The following is a 15282-nucleotide window of genomic DNA, read 5'->3' on the forward strand; positions in this document are numbered from 1 at the left end:
GTAAAGAAAGTTTCAGATAATTCTGACTAGCTGGTAGACTTCTCCCACGGGAGTGTTTTTCTTTTGGGAAAGTTTTCAGGTCACGCAACATGTCATCATTGAATATTAAGCAAGACAACGTTTCGGAATTTACTGCTTATCCTCAGCCTACGGTAAACGCCAACGAAATTGATTTAATTAACCTGGTCGAAATCTTATGGCGCGCCAGGACGAAAATTGTGGCTACCGTTTTCGCTTTTGCCTGCGTGGGTATTCTGGTCTCTTTCCTGCTGCCGCAAAAATGGACCAGTCAGGCCATCGTGACGCCGGCAGAACCCGTTCAGTGGCAGGATCTCGAGAATACGTTGACCAAATTGCGCGTGCTGGATATGGATATTAACGTCAGCCGCAGTGATGTGTTTAACCTGTTTATCAAAAAATTTCAGTCGCCCTCATTGTTAGAAGATTATCTGCGTTCTTCACCCTATGTGATGGAGCAATTGAAGGGCGCTGATATTGACGAAATGGACCTGCATCGGGCAATCGTCAGGCTCGGTGAAAAAATGACCGCGGTTGACAGCAATGCGGGAAAAAAGAGTGAGACCTCGCTGTATACCTCATGGACGCTGAGCTTTACCGCTCCTCAGGCTGAAGAAGCCCAGTCTGTGCTACAGGGTTATATCCATTATATTTCTTCTATTGTTGAGAAAGAAACGCTGGAAGATATTCGCAATAAACTGTTCATCAAAACCAGTTATGAAAAAGAAAGACTGGCGATGGATCGCGTCAGGCTCAAAAACCAGATGGAAGCAAATATTCAGCGGCTCAACTACTCCCTGGAGATTGCGAATGCCGCCGGGATTAAAAAGCCGGTCTACAGTAATGGCCAGGCGGTGAAAGATGATCCTGATTTCTCTATTTCACTGGGCGCGGACGGTATCTCGCGTAAATTAGAAATTGAAAAATCAGTAACAGATGTTGCGGAAATTAACGGAGAATTACGTAACCGCCAATATCACGTTGATCAGCTGTTAGCCATGAACGTGAGTGACGTAAAATTTACGCCGTTTAAATATCAGCTTTCACCTTCACTGCCAGTGCATAAAGATGGTCCGGCTAAATCGAGGATCGTTATTCTGGCTGCGTTACTGGGTGGTATGGTGGCCTGTGGTGGCGTTCTGCTGAACTACGCCATGGTGTCGCGTAAGCAAAAAATGGCGTTTATCGATCAGCAACTGGTGTGATTAATTGCCGTATGGCGGCAGGCAGCCGCCATACGTTAACTCTCGCTATTTGTTGCGCCCTAGCGGTACGACTAACGGCGTGCCGGCAACCGGATCGTCGATAATCATACAGCGTAATCCATAGATTTTTTCGATAAGCTCCGCCGTAACTATCTCCTTCGGCGCCCCCTCGGCAATAATTTTTCCGTCACGCAGCGCAATCAGGTTCGTTGCATAGCGACAGGCCTGATTGAGGTCGTGCAGAACGGCGGCCAGCGTATAACCCTTCTCCCGGTTTAGCTCACTGAGCAGCTCCAGCAGATCAATCTGATGACTGATATCCAGCCAGGTGGTGGGTTCATCGAGCAACATAATCGATGTTTCCTGCGCCAGCACCATTGCAATCCATGCGCGCTGGCGTTGTCCGCCGGAAAGCGTATCTACACTTTGCGCCGCCAGATGGGTGATCCCTGTGGCCTGCATCGCTGTGTTTACCGCGATTTCATCTTCTTGCCGCCAGCGAGTAAACAGCGGCTGATGTGGGTAACGCCCGCGAGCAACCAGCTCCTGTACGGTAATATCACCCGGCGTGGTGGCGTTTTGCGCCAGCAAACCTATTCTGCGTGCAACCTCTTTGCTGGCATAGTGCTGAATATGCTCACCGTCGAGCCAAACCTTGCCGTGGGCGGGCGTCATCAGACGACTCAGTGTGCGCAGTAGCGTTGATTTCCCGCAGCCGTTTGGCCCAATAATCGCGGTAAAGTGACCGTCGGGAATCGACACATTGAGATTTTCCGCGACGGTAAACTTGCCATAACCCAGCGTTAACTGGTCGCCGCGCAAACGGGCAACTGATTCGATCATTTTTTGCGGGACTCCTGAATTAACAAGACGATAAGATAAATACCGCCGAGGCTTACGGTGACAACGCCCACCGGAAGCTGATAAGGCATAAACAGCTGTTGGGCGCATAAATCTGCCATCAGCAGCAGTAGCGCGCCGCATAGCGCTGACAGGGTTAATCCCCAGCGGGATGTGCCGCTAAGTCGACGCGCAATATGGGGGGCGACGAGAGCAATAAAGGAAATTGGACCTGCCAGCGCGGTGGCGGCGGCGGTCAGTACCACGGCGACCAGCATCATCATCAGACGCGAACGCTCAACGCTGACGCCTAGCGCGCAGGCGCTGTCGTCACCCATTTCCAGTAAACGCATCCGGCGCACCAGCAGCGTGGCGCACATCAGCATCACAATAATCAGCGGGGCAGAAGGCCAGGTCTTGGCCCAGGTCAGACCATTGAGCGATCCGGCGTTCCACAGTCCGGCCGTTAATGCGGTTTCTAATGACGCTTTCAGCAGCAGCCAGGTGTTGAACGCCACCAGCATAGCGCGTATGCCGATACCGATAATAATCAGCCGGAAGGTGTCGATGCCGTTGCGCCAGGCGAGCGCCCAGACCACCAGTGAAGTCAGGATCCCACCCAGCATAGCCGCCAGCGCGATAGCGGTGAGATGCTGTCCAAACAGCACCATTGCCACCAGTACACCGCTCCAGGCACCGGTATTGAAACCCATCACATCCGGGCTGCCCAGCGGGTTGCGCATCAGCGACTGAAATATTGCGCCGCTCACGCCGAGCGCCGCGCCAATCAATAACGCCATGAGCACGCGCGGCAAACGCCATTCGGTGACCACCAGCGTGATACTGCGCGGCGCATCGCCGAACAGGGCGGCAATAATTTGCTGGGTTTCCAGCGTAACGACGCCGCTACGCAGGCTCCACAAGCCAACGGCGAGACAGCCTACAACCAGCAGCAGACTGCTGATAATCAGACGACGGGAGAGGTGCATCATGCGCCACCCCCGCGCGATTTACGGCGAACCAGAAAGATGAGCACCGGCGCGCCGATAAATGCGCTGACCACCGAAACACGCAGTTCGCCGGGGACAATCACACGCCCGATAATATCGGCAATTAACAGCAGAGAGGGGGTTGCCAGCAGGGTGACGGGCAATGACCAGCGGTGATCCGCCCCCACCAGCCAGCGCGCCATATGCGGCATCATCAGGCCGATAAAGGCGATAGGACCGACAATTGCGGTCGCGCTGCCGCACAGTACGGTGATCGCCAGCAGGCCGATAAACTGCGTGCGGGCGACTTTACTGCCCAGCGCGGTAGCAGTGTCGCTACCAAGACTCAGGCTATTCAGGGCGCGGCTGAGAAACAATGCGGCAGCCGTGGCAATCAATATCGGCACCAGCACCACCTTCAGCGTTTGCAGACTGCGGATATCCAGAGAACCGGCCTGCCAGAATCGCAACTGATCGTAGACGTCCGGGTTGAGTAGGGCGATGCCGTTGGATAGCCCCTCGAGCACTGCACCCAGCGCAACGCCCGCCAGCGTCAGTCGTACCGGACTGAGCTGCCCGCCGCCCTGGCTACCGGTAAACGCTACAATCAGCGAGGCGATCAGCGCCCCGGAAAAAGCCATCAGCAATTGTTCCTGTGGGGAAGAGAAACCGAACAGCGACGCGCCCAGCACGATGGCGAAGCTGGCGCCAGAATTAACCCCAAGGATCCCCGGATCGGCGAGCGGGTTACGCGTGAGCGTTTGCATTAAGGCGCCCGCCAGACCCAGCGCGCCGCCGGCGAGCAGTCCTGCCAGCGTGCGTGGCAGTCGCGCGTCCAGCACGATGGTGCAATCCGCGCTTTGGCAACTGCCGGTGAGTGCATCCAGCACCACGGATGCAGGTAGCGATTTTGCGCCAATAACCAGACTTAATACCGTGGTGAGAACAAGTAATAACAATAGTCCGGGCACGGCGAAAGCGCGTGTCGCGGAAACAGAGCATGACATATCAACTTCCCTGATAATGATAGTAATTATCGTTATCGATCTTATTTGGATATGTTAGCATGTGCAGCCATCGAATGGATATTGAAAAAGTACCTGGTAAGGCTCTGTAATGAATCGACAATCCTGGCTGCTTAACCTCAGCCTGTTAAAGACCCACCCTGCATTTCGCGCCGTCTTCCTCGCTCGTTTTATTTCCATTGTCTCTTTGGGGCTACTCGGTGTGGCGGTTCCGGTACAGATCCAGATGATGACCCAGTCGACCTGGCAAGTGGGTTTATCGGTGACGTTGACCGGTAGCGCAATGTTTATTGGCCTGATGGTTGGCGGCGTACTGGCCGACCGCTATGAGCGTAAAAAAGTGATCCTGTTGGCGCGTGGAACCTGTGGCGTCGGCTTTATTGGTTTGTGTCTGAATGCGCTGCTGCCCGAACCGTCGTTACTGGCGATTTATCTGCTTGGCTTATGGGACGGTTTCTTTGCCTCGCTGGGCGTGACGGCTTTGCTGGCAGCAACGCCGGCGTTGGTCGGGAGGGAGAATTTGATGCAGGCCGGGGCGATTACCATGCTGACGGTGCGTTTGGGTTCGGTCATTTCGCCGATGCTTGGTGGGGTACTGCTGGCGACCGGTGGCGTGGCCTGGAACTACGGCCTGGCGGCGGCAGGCACGTTCATAACCTTACTGCCGCTGCTGAGCCTTCCCGCGTTACCTCCACCGCCGCAGCCGCGCGAGCATCCGCTGAAATCGCTGCTGGCAGCATTTCGCTTTTTGCTCGCCAGTCCGCTGATTGGCGGCATTGCGCTGCTCGGCGGCCTGTTGACCATGGCGAGCGCCGTGCGGGTGCTGTATCCGGCGCTGGCGATTAACTGGCAGATGTCGAGCGCGCAAATTGGTTTGTTGTATGCGGCCATTCCTCTTGGCGCGGCGGTGGGCGCTTTGACCAGCGGACAGCTGGCGCACAGCGTTCGTCCGGGATTGATCATGCTGGGTTCTACCGTGGCTTCATTCCTGGCTATCGGTCTGTTTGGCTTGATGCCGGTCTGGGAGCTTGGGGTTGTCTGCCTGGCGTTGTTCGGTTGGTTAAGTGCGGTTAGCTCTTTGTTGCAGTACACCCTGTTACAGACGCAGACGCCAGAAGCGATGCTCGGGCGAATTAACGGTTTGTGGACGGCGCAGAACGTCACCGGGGACGCGATTGGCGCGGCGTTGTTAGGTGGTTTGGGTGCGATGATGACGCCGGTCGCCTCGGCAAGCGTAAGTGGATTTGGGCTGGTGATTGTCGGTCTGCTACTGCTGTTGTTGCTGGGGGAATTACGTCGATTCCGGCAAATGCCTGTGAATACCTGACGGGCCGGATAGGGCGTTAGCCGCATCCGGCGCTGGCGATTAAAAGAGAGCTGACAGACGTTGCAACAGCAGCGTCGCGCTGTAGTAGTCGAGACGGAAGGTTTCCGTGCCCAGGGCGTAAACACGTTTATTTTGCACGGCTGGCAGATGCGCCAGAAGCGGATTGGCATAAATGGCGTCGGCATCTTTGCTGTCGCCAGCAAACAGGAACAGCGCTTCGCCGTTCAGGCCAGCCGCCAGATTTTCACCGCCAAGCTGGATGATATCGTGGCGTTTGCCCTGGCTCTGGCTGGTGTGCAAACCGGCAGGTAGCGGCGCCAGTGTGAAGCCTAACTGTTCCATCAGCTTGCCCTGTGCCGACTCAGGCGTCCAAAGATTGGCGCTGTGCGCCGCCGCGGTATAGACCAGCGCGTTGACCGGCTGTGGCGGTAGGGTGATCCGTTGCTTAACCGCTTGCAGTTGCTTATCAAATTCGGCAATTCGCGCGGCTGCCTGCGGCTCCTGACCGGTAATTTCACCCAGTTGCGTCAGCAACGTCTGCCAGCTTTTGTCGTCGTAGTTGATGATAAGCGTGGGCGCAATGGTGGACAACTGATCGTATAGCGCGAGGGCGGAGTCGCCGCCGGTGGCGCTTACCAGAATCAGATCCGGCATTTGTGCCGCGACGGCTTCCGCACTTGGTTCGCCGATGTACAGACGGCTGAGTTTGCGTTCCCTGGCCACGTCGCTCCATTGACGTAAAAAGCCCTGCGCATCGCCAATGCGGTTGTTCGGCGTGGTGGCGCCGCTGGCGATGACCGGGGCATCAATCGCCAGCAGCGAGCCGGTAAGGGTGACGCTGGTGGAGACAATGCGCTGCGGCTTATGCTCCAGCGTATGCGTGCCACGGCTGTCGGTGATCTGACGCGGCCAGTCGGCGGCGTGACCTAAAGAAATTCCTGAAATAAACAAACCAGTCAGTAAAAGCACGGTGCGACGAAAAGAGGGGAGACTCACGAATCAGCTTCCTGTTATCAGTATGGTTAATGCTTCTCATTTTCATTGTTAGCGGGCGAGGATGCAAGCCAAAGTCGCACATTGTGCTGCCACAAGAGTTGACATACAGCCGCTTTGCTTTTAGGTTAGCGACCGAAAATATAAATGATAATCATTATTAGAGCCTTTATCATTTTTGGAGGATGATATGGATATGTCACTGGCCGAGGAAAAAACGCAGACTATGCCGACGCTCGCTCCCGACAGTTTTTTCTTTATGTCGCCGTATCGTAGTTTTACGACGTCAGGATGCTTCGCCCGCTATGCGGAACCGGCAATTGATGGCGATTCGCCAGACAGCCCTTTCCAACACAAAATGCACGCACTGTTTGCTGATGCCAAATCGCAGGGCATCGCTAACCCCATTATGGTCGGGGCAATTCCTTTCGATACCCGCCAGCCATCATCGCTGTTTATTCCCCAATCGTGGCAGAGCTTCTCTCGCACGGCAAAGCAGCAATCATCACGTTACTTTACCCGGCATCAGTCATTAAACGTCGTTGAGCGTAAATCGATTCCGGAACAGGACTTTTTTGAAGAGATGGTTGCCCGGGCGGCTGCGCTGACGGCCACGCCGGAAGTCGACAAAGTGGTGTTGTCACGTCTGATCGATATCACCACCGATGCCAACATTGACAGCGGTGCGCTGCTGGAGCGTCTGGTGGCGCAAAATCCGGCGAGTTACAACTTCCATGTCCCCATTGAAGACGGTGGCGTATTGCTTGGCGCCAGCCCGGAACTGCTGTTGCGCAAAGAAGGCGATCGTTTTAGCTCGCTGCCGCTGGCCGGTTCGGCGCGCCGTCAGCCTGATGATGTGCTGGACAGGGAAGCGGGGATCCGCCTGTTGGCGTCTGAGAAGGATCGCCATGAGCACGACCTGGTGACGCAGGCGATGAAAGCCGTGTTGCGCGATCGCAGCAGTGAATTGCAACTCCCTTCCTCTCCGCAACTGGTCACTACGCCTACGCTCTGGCACCTCGGCACGCCGTTTGAAGGAAAAGCCAACGCAGAGGAAAACGCGCTGACGCTGGCGTGCCTGTTGCATCCGACGCCTGCGCTGAGCGGTTTCCCGCATCAGGTTGCGCGCAACATTATCGCCGAGCTGGAGCCGTTCGATCGCGACTTGTTCGGCGGCATCGTCGGCTGGTGTGATGCTGAAGGTAATGGCGAATGGGTGGTGACGATCCGCTGCGCGAAGCTGCTGCGTAATCAGGTTCGTTTCTTTGCCGGCGCCGGTATTGTGCCTGCGTCTTCTCCGGTTGCGGAATGGCGTGAAACGGGAGCCAAGCTTGCCACCATGTTGAATGTTTTTGGACTGCATTAAGGAGTCATGATGAGTATTCCTTTCACCCGTTGGCCGGAGGAGTTTGCCCGCCGTTACCGTGAAAAAGGCTACTGGCAGGATTTGCCGCTGACCGACATTCTGACCCGTCACGCCGAGAGCGATCATACGGCGGTCATTGATGGTGCACGCCATCTGAGCTATCGCCAGTTGAATCAGGCGACTGACAATCTCGCCTGCAGCCTGCGTCGTCAGGGAATCAAACCTGGCGAAACCGCGCTGGTGCAGTTGGGCAATGTGGCGGAGCTGTACATCACCTTCTTTGCGCTGCTCAAGCTGGGCGTCGCTCCGGTGCTGGCGCTGTTTAGCCATCAGCGTAACGAACTCAATGCTTATGCTAAACAGATCGCACCCGCGTTACTGATCGCCGATCGCCAGCATGCGCTGTTTAGCGGGGAAGATTTTCTCAATACCTTTGTGGCTGAACACAATTCAGTGCGCGTGGTACAACTGCGCAATGATGAAGGCGAACATAACCTGCAAATGGCGATCGACCAGCCTGCGGCTGATTTTACCGCGACGCCATCGCCTGCTGATGAAGTGGCGTACTTCCAGCTTTCTGGCGGTACCACCGGGACGCCGAAGCTTATTCCTCGTACCCATAACGATTACTACTACAGCGTGCGTCGCAGTAATGAGATCTGCCGCTTCACTAGGGAAACGCGCTATCTGTGCGCGATCCCGGCGGCGCATAACTACGCCATGAGTTCGCCTGGTTCGCTTGGCGTGTTCCTGGCTGGCGGCACCGTGGTTCTGGCGGCTGACCCGAGCGCAACCCTGTGCTTCCCGCTGATTGAACAGCATCAGGTTAACGTCACGGCGCTGGTGCCGCCGGCGGTGAGCCTGTGGCTGCAGGCGATTGCGGAGTGGGGGAGCAATGCGCAATTGGCTTCGCTGACGCTGTTGCAGGTCGGTGGGGCACGGCTTTCCGCCTCGCTTGCGGCGCGTATTCCGGCGGAGATTGGCTGCCAGTTGCAGCAGGTTTTTGGCATGGCGGAAGGGCTGGTGAACTACACCCGTCTGGACGACAGCCCTGAGCGCATCATCAATACCCAGGGACGACCGATGTGCCCGGATGATGAAGTCTGGGTCGCCGATGCTGATGGTAATCCCCTGGCGCAGGGCGAAACGGGCCGCCTGATGACGCGAGGTCCGTACACCTTCCGGGGTTACTTCAACAGCCCGGAGCACAATGCCAACGCCTTTGACGCTAACGGTTTTTACTGCTCCGGCGATCTGATCGCTATCGATCAGGATGGCTATATCACCGTACAAGGGCGTGAGAAGGATCAGATCAACCGGGGTGGCGAGAAGATCGCAGCAGAAGAAATTGAAAACCTGCTGTTACGCCACCCATTGGTGATCCATGCCGCTCTGGTCAGTATGGATGACGAACTGATGGGCGAGAAAAGCTGCGCATGGCTGGTGGTGAAAGAGCCGCTGCGCGCGGTGCAGGCACGCCGTTTCCTGCGTGACCAGGGCGTGGCGGAATTCAAATTACCTGACCGTGTGGAGTGCGTTGAGTCACTCCCGCTAACCCCGGTCGGTAAAGTGGATAAAAAACAATTACGTCAGTGGCTGGCGTCACGTTCACTGGCCTGAAGGAGAAAAAGAGATGGCAATTCCTAAACTGCAGGCTTATGCACTGCCTACGGCGCTTGATGTTCCAGCCAATAAAGTCGACTGGACGTTTGAACCTGAACGCGCCGCGCTGCTGATCCACGACATGCAGGACTATTTTATCGGCTTTTGGGGGGATAACTGCCCGATGATGGCGCAAGTGGTGGCTAACATTGCCGCACTGCGTCAGTACTGCAAAGAGCATAACATTCCGGTGTATTACACCGCGCAACCCAAAGAACAGAGCGATGAAGACCGCGCCCTGCTGAATGATATGTGGGGACCGGGCCTGACGCGTTCGCCGGAACAGCAAAAAATCGTTGATGCGCTGGCTCCCGATGAGGCGGATACCATCCTGGTGAAATGGCGTTACAGCGCATTTCATCGCTCTCCGCTGGAGCAGATGCTTAAAGACACTGGCCGAAATCAACTGATTATTACCGGTGTGTATGCCCATATTGGCTGCATGACCACTGCGACTGACGCGTTCATGCGCGATATCAAGCCGTTTATGGTCGCCGATGCGTTGGCGGACTTCAGCCGTGATGAACACCTGATGTCGCTGAAATACGTGGCGGGACGTTCCGGTCGGGTGGTGATGACCCAGGAACTTTTGCCAACGCCGGTTCCGGCGAGTAAAGAGGCGCTGCGCAGCGTGATTCTGCCGCTGTTGGATGAGTCCGAGGAGCCAATGGATGACGAAAACCTGATCGACTACGGGCTGGATTCCGTGCGCATGATGGCGCTGGCGGCACGCTGGCGTAAAGTTCATGGCGATATTGATTTCGTGATGCTGGCGAAAAACCCGACCATAGACGCCTGGTGGAAGCTACTCTCCCGCGAGGTGAACTGATGGCCGGATTTGATTTTACCGGGAAAACCATCTGGGTGACCGGCGCGGGTAAAGGCATTGGCTACACTACGGCACTGGCATTTGTGAAAGCCGGCGCGCAGGTGACTGGCTTCGATCGCGAATTTCCTCAGGATAACTACCCGTTTGCGACCGAAGTGCTGAATGTGGCCGATGCCGGGCAGGTGGCTGAGGTGTGCCAGCGAGTCCTTAAAGCATGCGAGCGGCTGGATGTGTTGGTCAATGCCGCCGGTATTCTGCGCATGGGGGCCACTGACGCACTGAGCGTTGAAGAGTGGCAGCAGACGTTTGCCGTTAACGTTGGCGGCGCGTTCAATCTGTTTCAGCAGACGATGGCGCAGTTTCGTCGCCAGCAGGGCGGGGCGATCGTGACCGTCGCCTCAGATGCGGCACACACACCGCGTATCGGCATGAGTGCTTATGGGGCGTCAAAAGCCGCGCTAAAAAGCCTGGCGCTCACCGTCGGACTGGAACTGGCGGGCAGCGGTGTGCGCTGTAATGTGGTTTCGCCAGGCTCGACCGATACTGACATGCAGCGCACGTTATGGGTCAGTGATGACGCGGAGGAGCAGCGTATTCGCGGGTTTGGCGAACAGTTTAAACTCGGTATCCCGTTGGGGAAAATCGCCCGACCGCAGGAGATCGCCAACACCATTTTATTCCTCGCCTCCGACCTTGCCAGCCACATTACGCTACAGGATATCGTGGTGGATGGCGGCTCAACGCTGGGAGCATGATGATGATCTGGAAACGCCATCTCACGCTGGATGAATTGAATGCCACCAGCCACAACACCATGGTCGCGCACTTAGGCATCCTTTATACCCGACTGGGCGATGATGTGCTGGAGGCCGAAATGCCAGTTGATACCCGCACGCATCAGCCGTTTGGTTTGCTGCACGGCGGCGCGTCGGCGGCACTGGCCGAAACATTGGGTTCAATGGCGGGTTATCTGATGACCCGCGACGGGCAGTGTGTAGTCGGTACAGAACTGAACGCCACGCACCATCGGGCGGTTTCGCAGGGCAAAGTGCGCGGCGTTTGTCAGCCGCTGCATCTTGGACGGCAGAATCAAAGCTGGGAAATCGTCATCTTTGATGAGCAAGGACGACGCTGTTGTACCTGCCGATTAGGTACTGCGGTGATGGGGTGAAGTCGCCCGACAAAGTAAAATGAAATTGCAGGGTTAACAGGTAAATGAAGTGATCTAGTTAACACTGCAATGTAAAAACTCAGTGATACTTCGGGTTTGTATGGTTGTCATGTTGTTAAATTCAGAAAAGATGTTATAGAAACAAAATGTAACATCTCTCTGACCTGGACAACGGATAATCAATATGAATAAATCAGGGAAGTACCTCGTCTGGACAGTGCTCTCTGTGATGGGAGCATTTGCCCTCGGCTATATCGCATTAAACCGTGGTGAACAGATCAACGCGTTGTGGATAGTCGTGGCGTCGGTCTGTGTCTACCTTATCGCTTACCGTTTCTATGGCTTGTACATTGCGAAAAATGTGCTGGCGCTGGACCCGACGCGTATGACGCCAGCCGTGCGCCATAACGACGGTCTGGATTATGTTCCTACCGATAAAAAAGTGCTGTTCGGTCACCATTTTGCGGCGATTGCCGGGGCGGGTCCGTTAGTCGGACCGGTACTGGCGGCACAAATGGGTTATCTGCCGGGTATGATCTGGCTGCTTGCAGGGGTGGTACTCGCGGGGGCTGTGCAGGACTTCATGGTGCTGTTTGTTTCTACCCGTCGCGATGGTCGTTCCCTTGGCGAACTGGTGAAAGAAGAGATGGGCCCAACGGCGGGCGTTATTGCGCTGGTAGCCTGTTTTATGATCATGGTGATTATCCTCGCGGTACTGGCGATGATCGTCGTGAAAGCGCTGACCCACAGCCCGTGGGGAACCTACACCGTCGCGTTTACCATTCCGCTGGCGATCTTTATGGGGATCTACCTGCGTTATCTGCGTCCGGGCCGCATTGGCGAAGTGTCGGTCATCGGTCTGGTATTCCTGGTGTTTGCCATTATTTCCGGCGGTTGGGTGGCCGAAAGTCCGACCTGGGCACCGTATTTTGACTTTACCGGCGTACAACTGACGTGGATGCTGGTGGGCTACGGCTTTGTCGCTGCCGTGCTGCCGGTATGGCTGTTGCTGGCCCCACGTGATTATCTCTCTACTTTCCTGAAAATCGGCACCATTGTTGGCCTGGCGGTAGGGATTTTGATCATGCGTCCGACGCTGACCATGCCTGCGCTGACCAAGTTTGTTGACGGTACTGGCCCGGTCTGGACCGGTAACCTGTTCCCGTTCCTGTTTATTACCATTGCCTGTGGTGCGGTATCTGGCTTCCACGCGCTGATCTCATCCGGTACCACGCCGAAGATGCTGGCGAACGAAGGGCAGGCCTGTTTTATCGGCTATGGCGGAATGTTAATGGAATCCTTTGTCGCCATTATGGCGCTGGTTTCCGCGTGCATCATCGATCCGGGCGTGTACTTTGCGATGAACAGCCCGATGGCGGTGTTGGCTCCGGCGGGTACGGCGGATGTCGTGGCTTCTGCAGCGCAGGTGGTCAGCAGTTGGGGCTTTGCTATTACCCCGGACACCTTGCATCAAATCGCCAATGAAGTCGGCGAACAATCCATCATTTCCCGCGCAGGCGGTGCGCCGACGCTGGCCGTTGGGATGGCGTATATTCTGCATGGTGCGCTGGGCGGCATGATGGATGTGGCGTTCTGGTATCACTTCGCCATTCTGTTTGAAGCCCTGTTTATTCTGACGGCGGTTGACGCCGGTACCCGCGCCGCACGCTTTATGCTGCAGGATCTGTTGGGCGTGGTATCACCGAGCCTGAAACGTACCGATTCACTGCCTGCGAACCTGCTGGCTACAGCGCTGTGCGTACTGGCCTGGGGTTACTTCTTACACCAGGGCGTGGTGGATCCACTGGGCGGTATCAACACCCTGTGGCCGCTGTTTGGTATCGCCAACCAGATGCTGGCCGGTATGGCATTGATGCTCTGTGCGGTGGTGCTGTTCAAGATGAAACGTCAGCGCTACGCATGGGTGGCGCTGGTGCCAACGGCCTGGCTGCTGATTTGTACTCTGACTGCGGGCTGGCAGAAAGCGTTTAGCCCGGATGCGAAAATTGGCTTCCTGGCTATCGCCAACAAGTTCCAGGCGATGATCGACAGCGGTAATATTCCGGCGCAGTACACCCAGTCGCAGCTGACGCAACTGGTGTTTAACAACCGTCTGGACGCGGGGCTCACTATTTTCTTCATGGTGGTCGTCGTGGTGCTGGGGCTGTTCTCGATTAAAACTGCGCTGGCAGCGCTGAAAGAGGACAAACCAACTTCGAAAGAAACGCCGTACGAACCAATGCCTGAGAATGTCGAAGAGATCGTGGCGCAGGCGAAAGGCGCGCACTAATATTCTCTTAACCAACAAGCCCTCTCCGGTACGGGGAGGGCGTTTGTACGACAGGGAATCACTATGTTTGAAACGCTCTCCAAAGCTGGGAAGTATTTAGGGCAAACCGCCCGCTTGATGATCGGTGTGCCGGATTATGACAACTATGTTGAGCATATGCGCGTCACGCATCCGGATCAGACGCCAATGACCTACGAAGAGTTTTTCCGCGAGCGGCAGGATGCGCGCTATGGGGGCAAAGGCGGCGCGAAGTGCTGTTGATTTTTTGCCGGATGCGCTGACGCTTATCCGGCCTACAACAATGCTTTGGCCGTAGGCCTAATAAGGCGAAGCCGCCATCAGGCAACCTGCACCATAGTCACACCGTCAACGTTCTACCTTCTCAAACGCTGCGCGCAGGGTATCTGGCGTTAACGTTACCGGCAGCGCATGAATAGATTCCACCGGGCGCAGGGTATGCGCAATCACCTTATCGATCTCAGCGCGATTTGCGATATCCACGTCTAACTGGGCCAGCCTGGTGGGGAGATTGAACCGCTGATAAGCGGTGACAAGTTGCGCCAGCACATCATCTTGCCCAAGTAATGCGCTCTGCACCAGAATGCCATACGCCACTTTGGTGCCATGGAGAAACTTCTCCGTTTGCGGGAGGACGGTCAGACCGTTATGGACCGAATGTGCCGCCGCCACACGGGTGTAGCGCTCGCCCAGACCACCAACCATACCGCCGCCGGCTATAATCGCATCCACCACGTCGCAAAACGCCTGGGTTAGTTCACCACGCTGCTTATCTGCCAGTGCCTGCTCGCTGCTTTCCAGCAGGACGTCGCGGATGGCCAGCGCGCCGTTGATGCCCAGACGTACGGTCAGAGGTAGCGTTTCTGGCTGCGGAGCCAGCACCACTGCCTCATACCATTTCGCCAGCGTATCGCCAATACCGGCCAGTAAATACTCTTCAGGCGCGTTAAGTATGATTCGTGGCTCAACCAGCACCAAAAAATTGGCATCGTCGAATATTTCGAAATGCAGCGCCTGACCGGCATCGTTGTACCAGACGGAAAGCGGCGTCCAGGCCGCGCAGGTGGCGGCGATGGTTGGGATCGCCACGAAAGGTAAATCAAGGCGGCGAGCCAGCGCTTTAGCCGTATCGAGCAGTGTACCGCCACCCACGCCAATCACGATGCTGCGATCATCTCCCGATTCTTTTGCCAGTTGAGCAACATCGGTTTCGCTGCAATGTCCCGTAAACAACAGGCGCTTAGCTTCGGCAAGATGAAAAGCTTCTGGCAGATAAGGACGCGCCGCGGCGATAGCTCGCTCACCGTAGACCCAGACGGCGTGTGAGAGTTGATCCGGGGTGAAAAAGTCGTGCAGTCTGGAGAGGCTACCGGTGTGGGAAAAGTAGTTAGCCGGGCCGGTGACGACGCGAATCTCGGTATTACTCATGTTGTGTTGTCCTTGTGCTGTCCTGATCTGGCAGGTTATTTTTATATAGACGTCTGAACGTCTTGATTGCCAAATACTAACATCGTGCTATAGTGGCTTCAACAACAACATCACACGTCGG

General features: G+C 56.0%; 14 protein-coding genes. 9 read left to right on the forward strand and 5 right to left on the reverse strand.

The window, feature by feature from the left end; genetic code table 11:
* Window positions 1-89 precede the first annotated feature (89 nt).
* Window positions 90-1223, forward strand: a complete 1134-nt coding sequence (gene wzz(fepE) / locus OOJ59_RS02105; RefSeq protein ID WP_159121133.1) for an LPS O-antigen length regulator Wzz(fepE) — start codon at window positions 90-92, stop codon at window positions 1221-1223.
* A 45-nt stretch (window positions 1224-1268) separates the two neighbouring features.
* Here wzz(fepE) and fepC read toward each other — a convergent pair whose 3' ends face one another.
* The 3 genes from fepC to fepD are packed head-to-tail and all read right to left on the reverse strand — an operon-like array spanning window position 1269 to window position 4059.
* Complete coding sequence (gene fepC, locus OOJ59_RS02110) at window positions 1269-2066, reverse strand: iron-enterobactin ABC transporter ATP-binding protein (protein ID WP_160956159.1); 798 nt, start codon at window positions 2064-2066, stop codon at window positions 1269-1271.
* Window positions 2063-3055, reverse strand: coding sequence for an iron-enterobactin ABC transporter permease (gene fepG, locus OOJ59_RS02115; protein ID WP_160956158.1), 993 nt, complete (start codon window positions 3053-3055; stop codon window positions 2063-2065). Before fepG ends, fepC begins: the two co-directional genes overlap by 4 nt.
* Window positions 3052-4059: a Fe(3+)-siderophore ABC transporter permease gene (gene fepD, locus OOJ59_RS02120; protein ID WP_160956157.1), complete on the reverse strand. Its 1008-nt coding sequence runs from the start codon at window positions 4057-4059 to the stop codon at window positions 3052-3054. The genes fepG and fepD overlap by 4 nt, the downstream gene beginning before the upstream one ends.
* Window positions 4060-4168: 109 nt before the next feature.
* Between fepD and entS the strand changes: the two genes are divergently transcribed.
* The gene (gene entS, locus OOJ59_RS02125) at window positions 4169-5404 is read left to right on the forward strand and encodes an enterobactin transporter EntS (RefSeq protein WP_069323130.1); all 1236 of its coding nucleotides are present in this window, start codon (window positions 4169-4171) and stop codon (window positions 5402-5404) included.
* A 39-nt stretch (window positions 5405-5443) separates the two neighbouring features.
* On the opposite strand, the gene fepB is transcribed toward entS, so the two are convergent.
* Window positions 5444-6400 carry a Fe2+-enterobactin ABC transporter substrate-binding protein gene (gene fepB, locus OOJ59_RS02130; protein WP_069323131.1) on the reverse strand — a complete coding sequence of 319 codons (957 nt, stop codon included), beginning with the start codon at window positions 6398-6400 and terminating at the stop codon, window positions 5444-5446.
* A gap of 187 nt (window positions 6401-6587) precedes the next feature.
* Between fepB and entC the strand changes: the two genes are divergently transcribed.
* The 7 genes from entC to OOJ59_RS02165 all read left to right on the forward strand — a co-directional run bounded on the left by entC (window position 6588) and on the right by OOJ59_RS02165 (window position 13976).
* A complete protein-coding gene (gene entC / locus OOJ59_RS02135; protein ID WP_137346966.1) occupies window positions 6588-7763 on the forward strand; it encodes an isochorismate synthase EntC in 1176 nt (391 codons plus the stop codon).
* Between the two features lie 9 nt (window positions 7764-7772).
* Window positions 7773-9383, forward strand: a complete 1611-nt coding sequence (gene entE, locus OOJ59_RS02140) for a (2,3-dihydroxybenzoyl)adenylate synthase EntE (protein WP_160956160.1) — start codon at window positions 7773-7775, stop codon at window positions 9381-9383.
* A 13-nt stretch (window positions 9384-9396) separates the two neighbouring features.
* On the forward strand, window positions 9397-10254 hold the full coding sequence (locus tag OOJ59_RS02145) for an isochorismatase (RefSeq protein WP_160956156.1): 858 nt from the start codon (window positions 9397-9399) through the stop codon (window positions 10252-10254).
* The gene (gene entA / locus OOJ59_RS02150; RefSeq protein WP_137346967.1) at window positions 10254-11009 is read left to right on the forward strand and encodes a 2,3-dihydro-2,3-dihydroxybenzoate dehydrogenase EntA; all 756 of its coding nucleotides are present in this window, start codon (window positions 10254-10256) and stop codon (window positions 11007-11009) included. Before OOJ59_RS02145 ends, entA begins: the two co-directional genes overlap by 1 nt.
* Before the next feature lie 2 nt (window positions 11010-11011).
* Window positions 11012-11425 carry a proofreading thioesterase EntH gene (gene entH / locus OOJ59_RS02155; RefSeq protein ID WP_085047763.1) on the forward strand — a complete coding sequence of 138 codons (414 nt, stop codon included), beginning with the start codon at window positions 11012-11014 and terminating at the stop codon, window positions 11423-11425.
* A 184-nt stretch (window positions 11426-11609) separates the two neighbouring features.
* The gene (cstA, locus tag OOJ59_RS02160; RefSeq protein ID WP_006685575.1) at window positions 11610-13715 is read left to right on the forward strand and encodes a pyruvate/proton symporter CstA; all 2106 of its coding nucleotides are present in this window, start codon (window positions 11610-11612) and stop codon (window positions 13713-13715) included.
* A gap of 63 nt (window positions 13716-13778) precedes the next feature.
* Window positions 13779-13976, forward strand: a complete 198-nt coding sequence (locus tag OOJ59_RS02165; RefSeq protein ID WP_006685574.1) for a YbdD/YjiX family protein — start codon at window positions 13779-13781, stop codon at window positions 13974-13976.
* A gap of 105 nt (window positions 13977-14081) precedes the next feature.
* Here the strand turns inward: OOJ59_RS02165 and OOJ59_RS02170 are convergent, their stop codons facing one another.
* Window positions 14082-15161: an oxidoreductase gene (locus OOJ59_RS02170; RefSeq protein WP_160956155.1), complete on the reverse strand. Its 1080-nt coding sequence runs from the start codon at window positions 15159-15161 to the stop codon at window positions 14082-14084.
* Between the last annotated feature and the right edge of the window lie 121 nt (window positions 15162-15282).

It is taken from the genome of Citrobacter sp. W9, from assembly GCF_026719375.1.
Taxonomy (GTDB): Bacteria; Pseudomonadota; Gammaproteobacteria; order Enterobacterales; family Enterobacteriaceae; genus Citrobacter; species Citrobacter werkmanii.

Bases quoted from the DNA above. Each gene is read 5' to 3' on its own strand.
- OOJ59_RS02145 (WP_160956156.1), top strand. From the start codon at position 9,397: ATGGCAATTCCTAAACTGCAGGCTTATGCACTGCCTACGGCGCTTGAT.
- fepG (WP_160956158.1), bottom strand. From the start codon at position 3,055: ATGATGCACCTCTCCCGTCGTCTGATTATCAGCAGTCTGCTGCTGGTT.
- OOJ59_RS02165 (WP_006685574.1), top strand. From the start codon at position 13,779: ATGTTTGAAACGCTCTCCAAAGCTGGGAAGTATTTAGGGCAAACCGCC.
- entA (WP_137346967.1), top strand. From the start codon at position 10,254: ATGGCCGGATTTGATTTTACCGGGAAAACCATCTGGGTGACCGGCGCG.
- entC (WP_137346966.1), top strand. From the start codon at position 6,588: ATGGATATGTCACTGGCCGAGGAAAAAACGCAGACTATGCCGACGCTC.
- fepC (WP_160956159.1), bottom strand. From the start codon at position 2,066: ATGATCGAATCAGTTGCCCGTTTGCGCGGCGACCAGTTAACGCTGGGT.
- OOJ59_RS02170 (WP_160956155.1), bottom strand. From the start codon at position 15,161: ATGAGTAATACCGAGATTCGCGTCGTCACCGGCCCGGCTAACTACTTT.
- entE (WP_160956160.1), top strand. From the start codon at position 7,773: ATGAGTATTCCTTTCACCCGTTGGCCGGAGGAGTTTGCCCGCCGTTAC.
- entS (WP_069323130.1), top strand. From the start codon at position 4,169: ATGAATCGACAATCCTGGCTGCTTAACCTCAGCCTGTTAAAGACCCAC.
- fepD (WP_160956157.1), bottom strand. From the start codon at position 4,059: ATGTCATGCTCTGTTTCCGCGACACGCGCTTTCGCCGTGCCCGGACTA.
- cstA (WP_006685575.1), top strand. From the start codon at position 11,610: ATGAATAAATCAGGGAAGTACCTCGTCTGGACAGTGCTCTCTGTGATG.
- entH (WP_085047763.1), top strand. From the start codon at position 11,012: ATGATCTGGAAACGCCATCTCACGCTGGATGAATTGAATGCCACCAGC.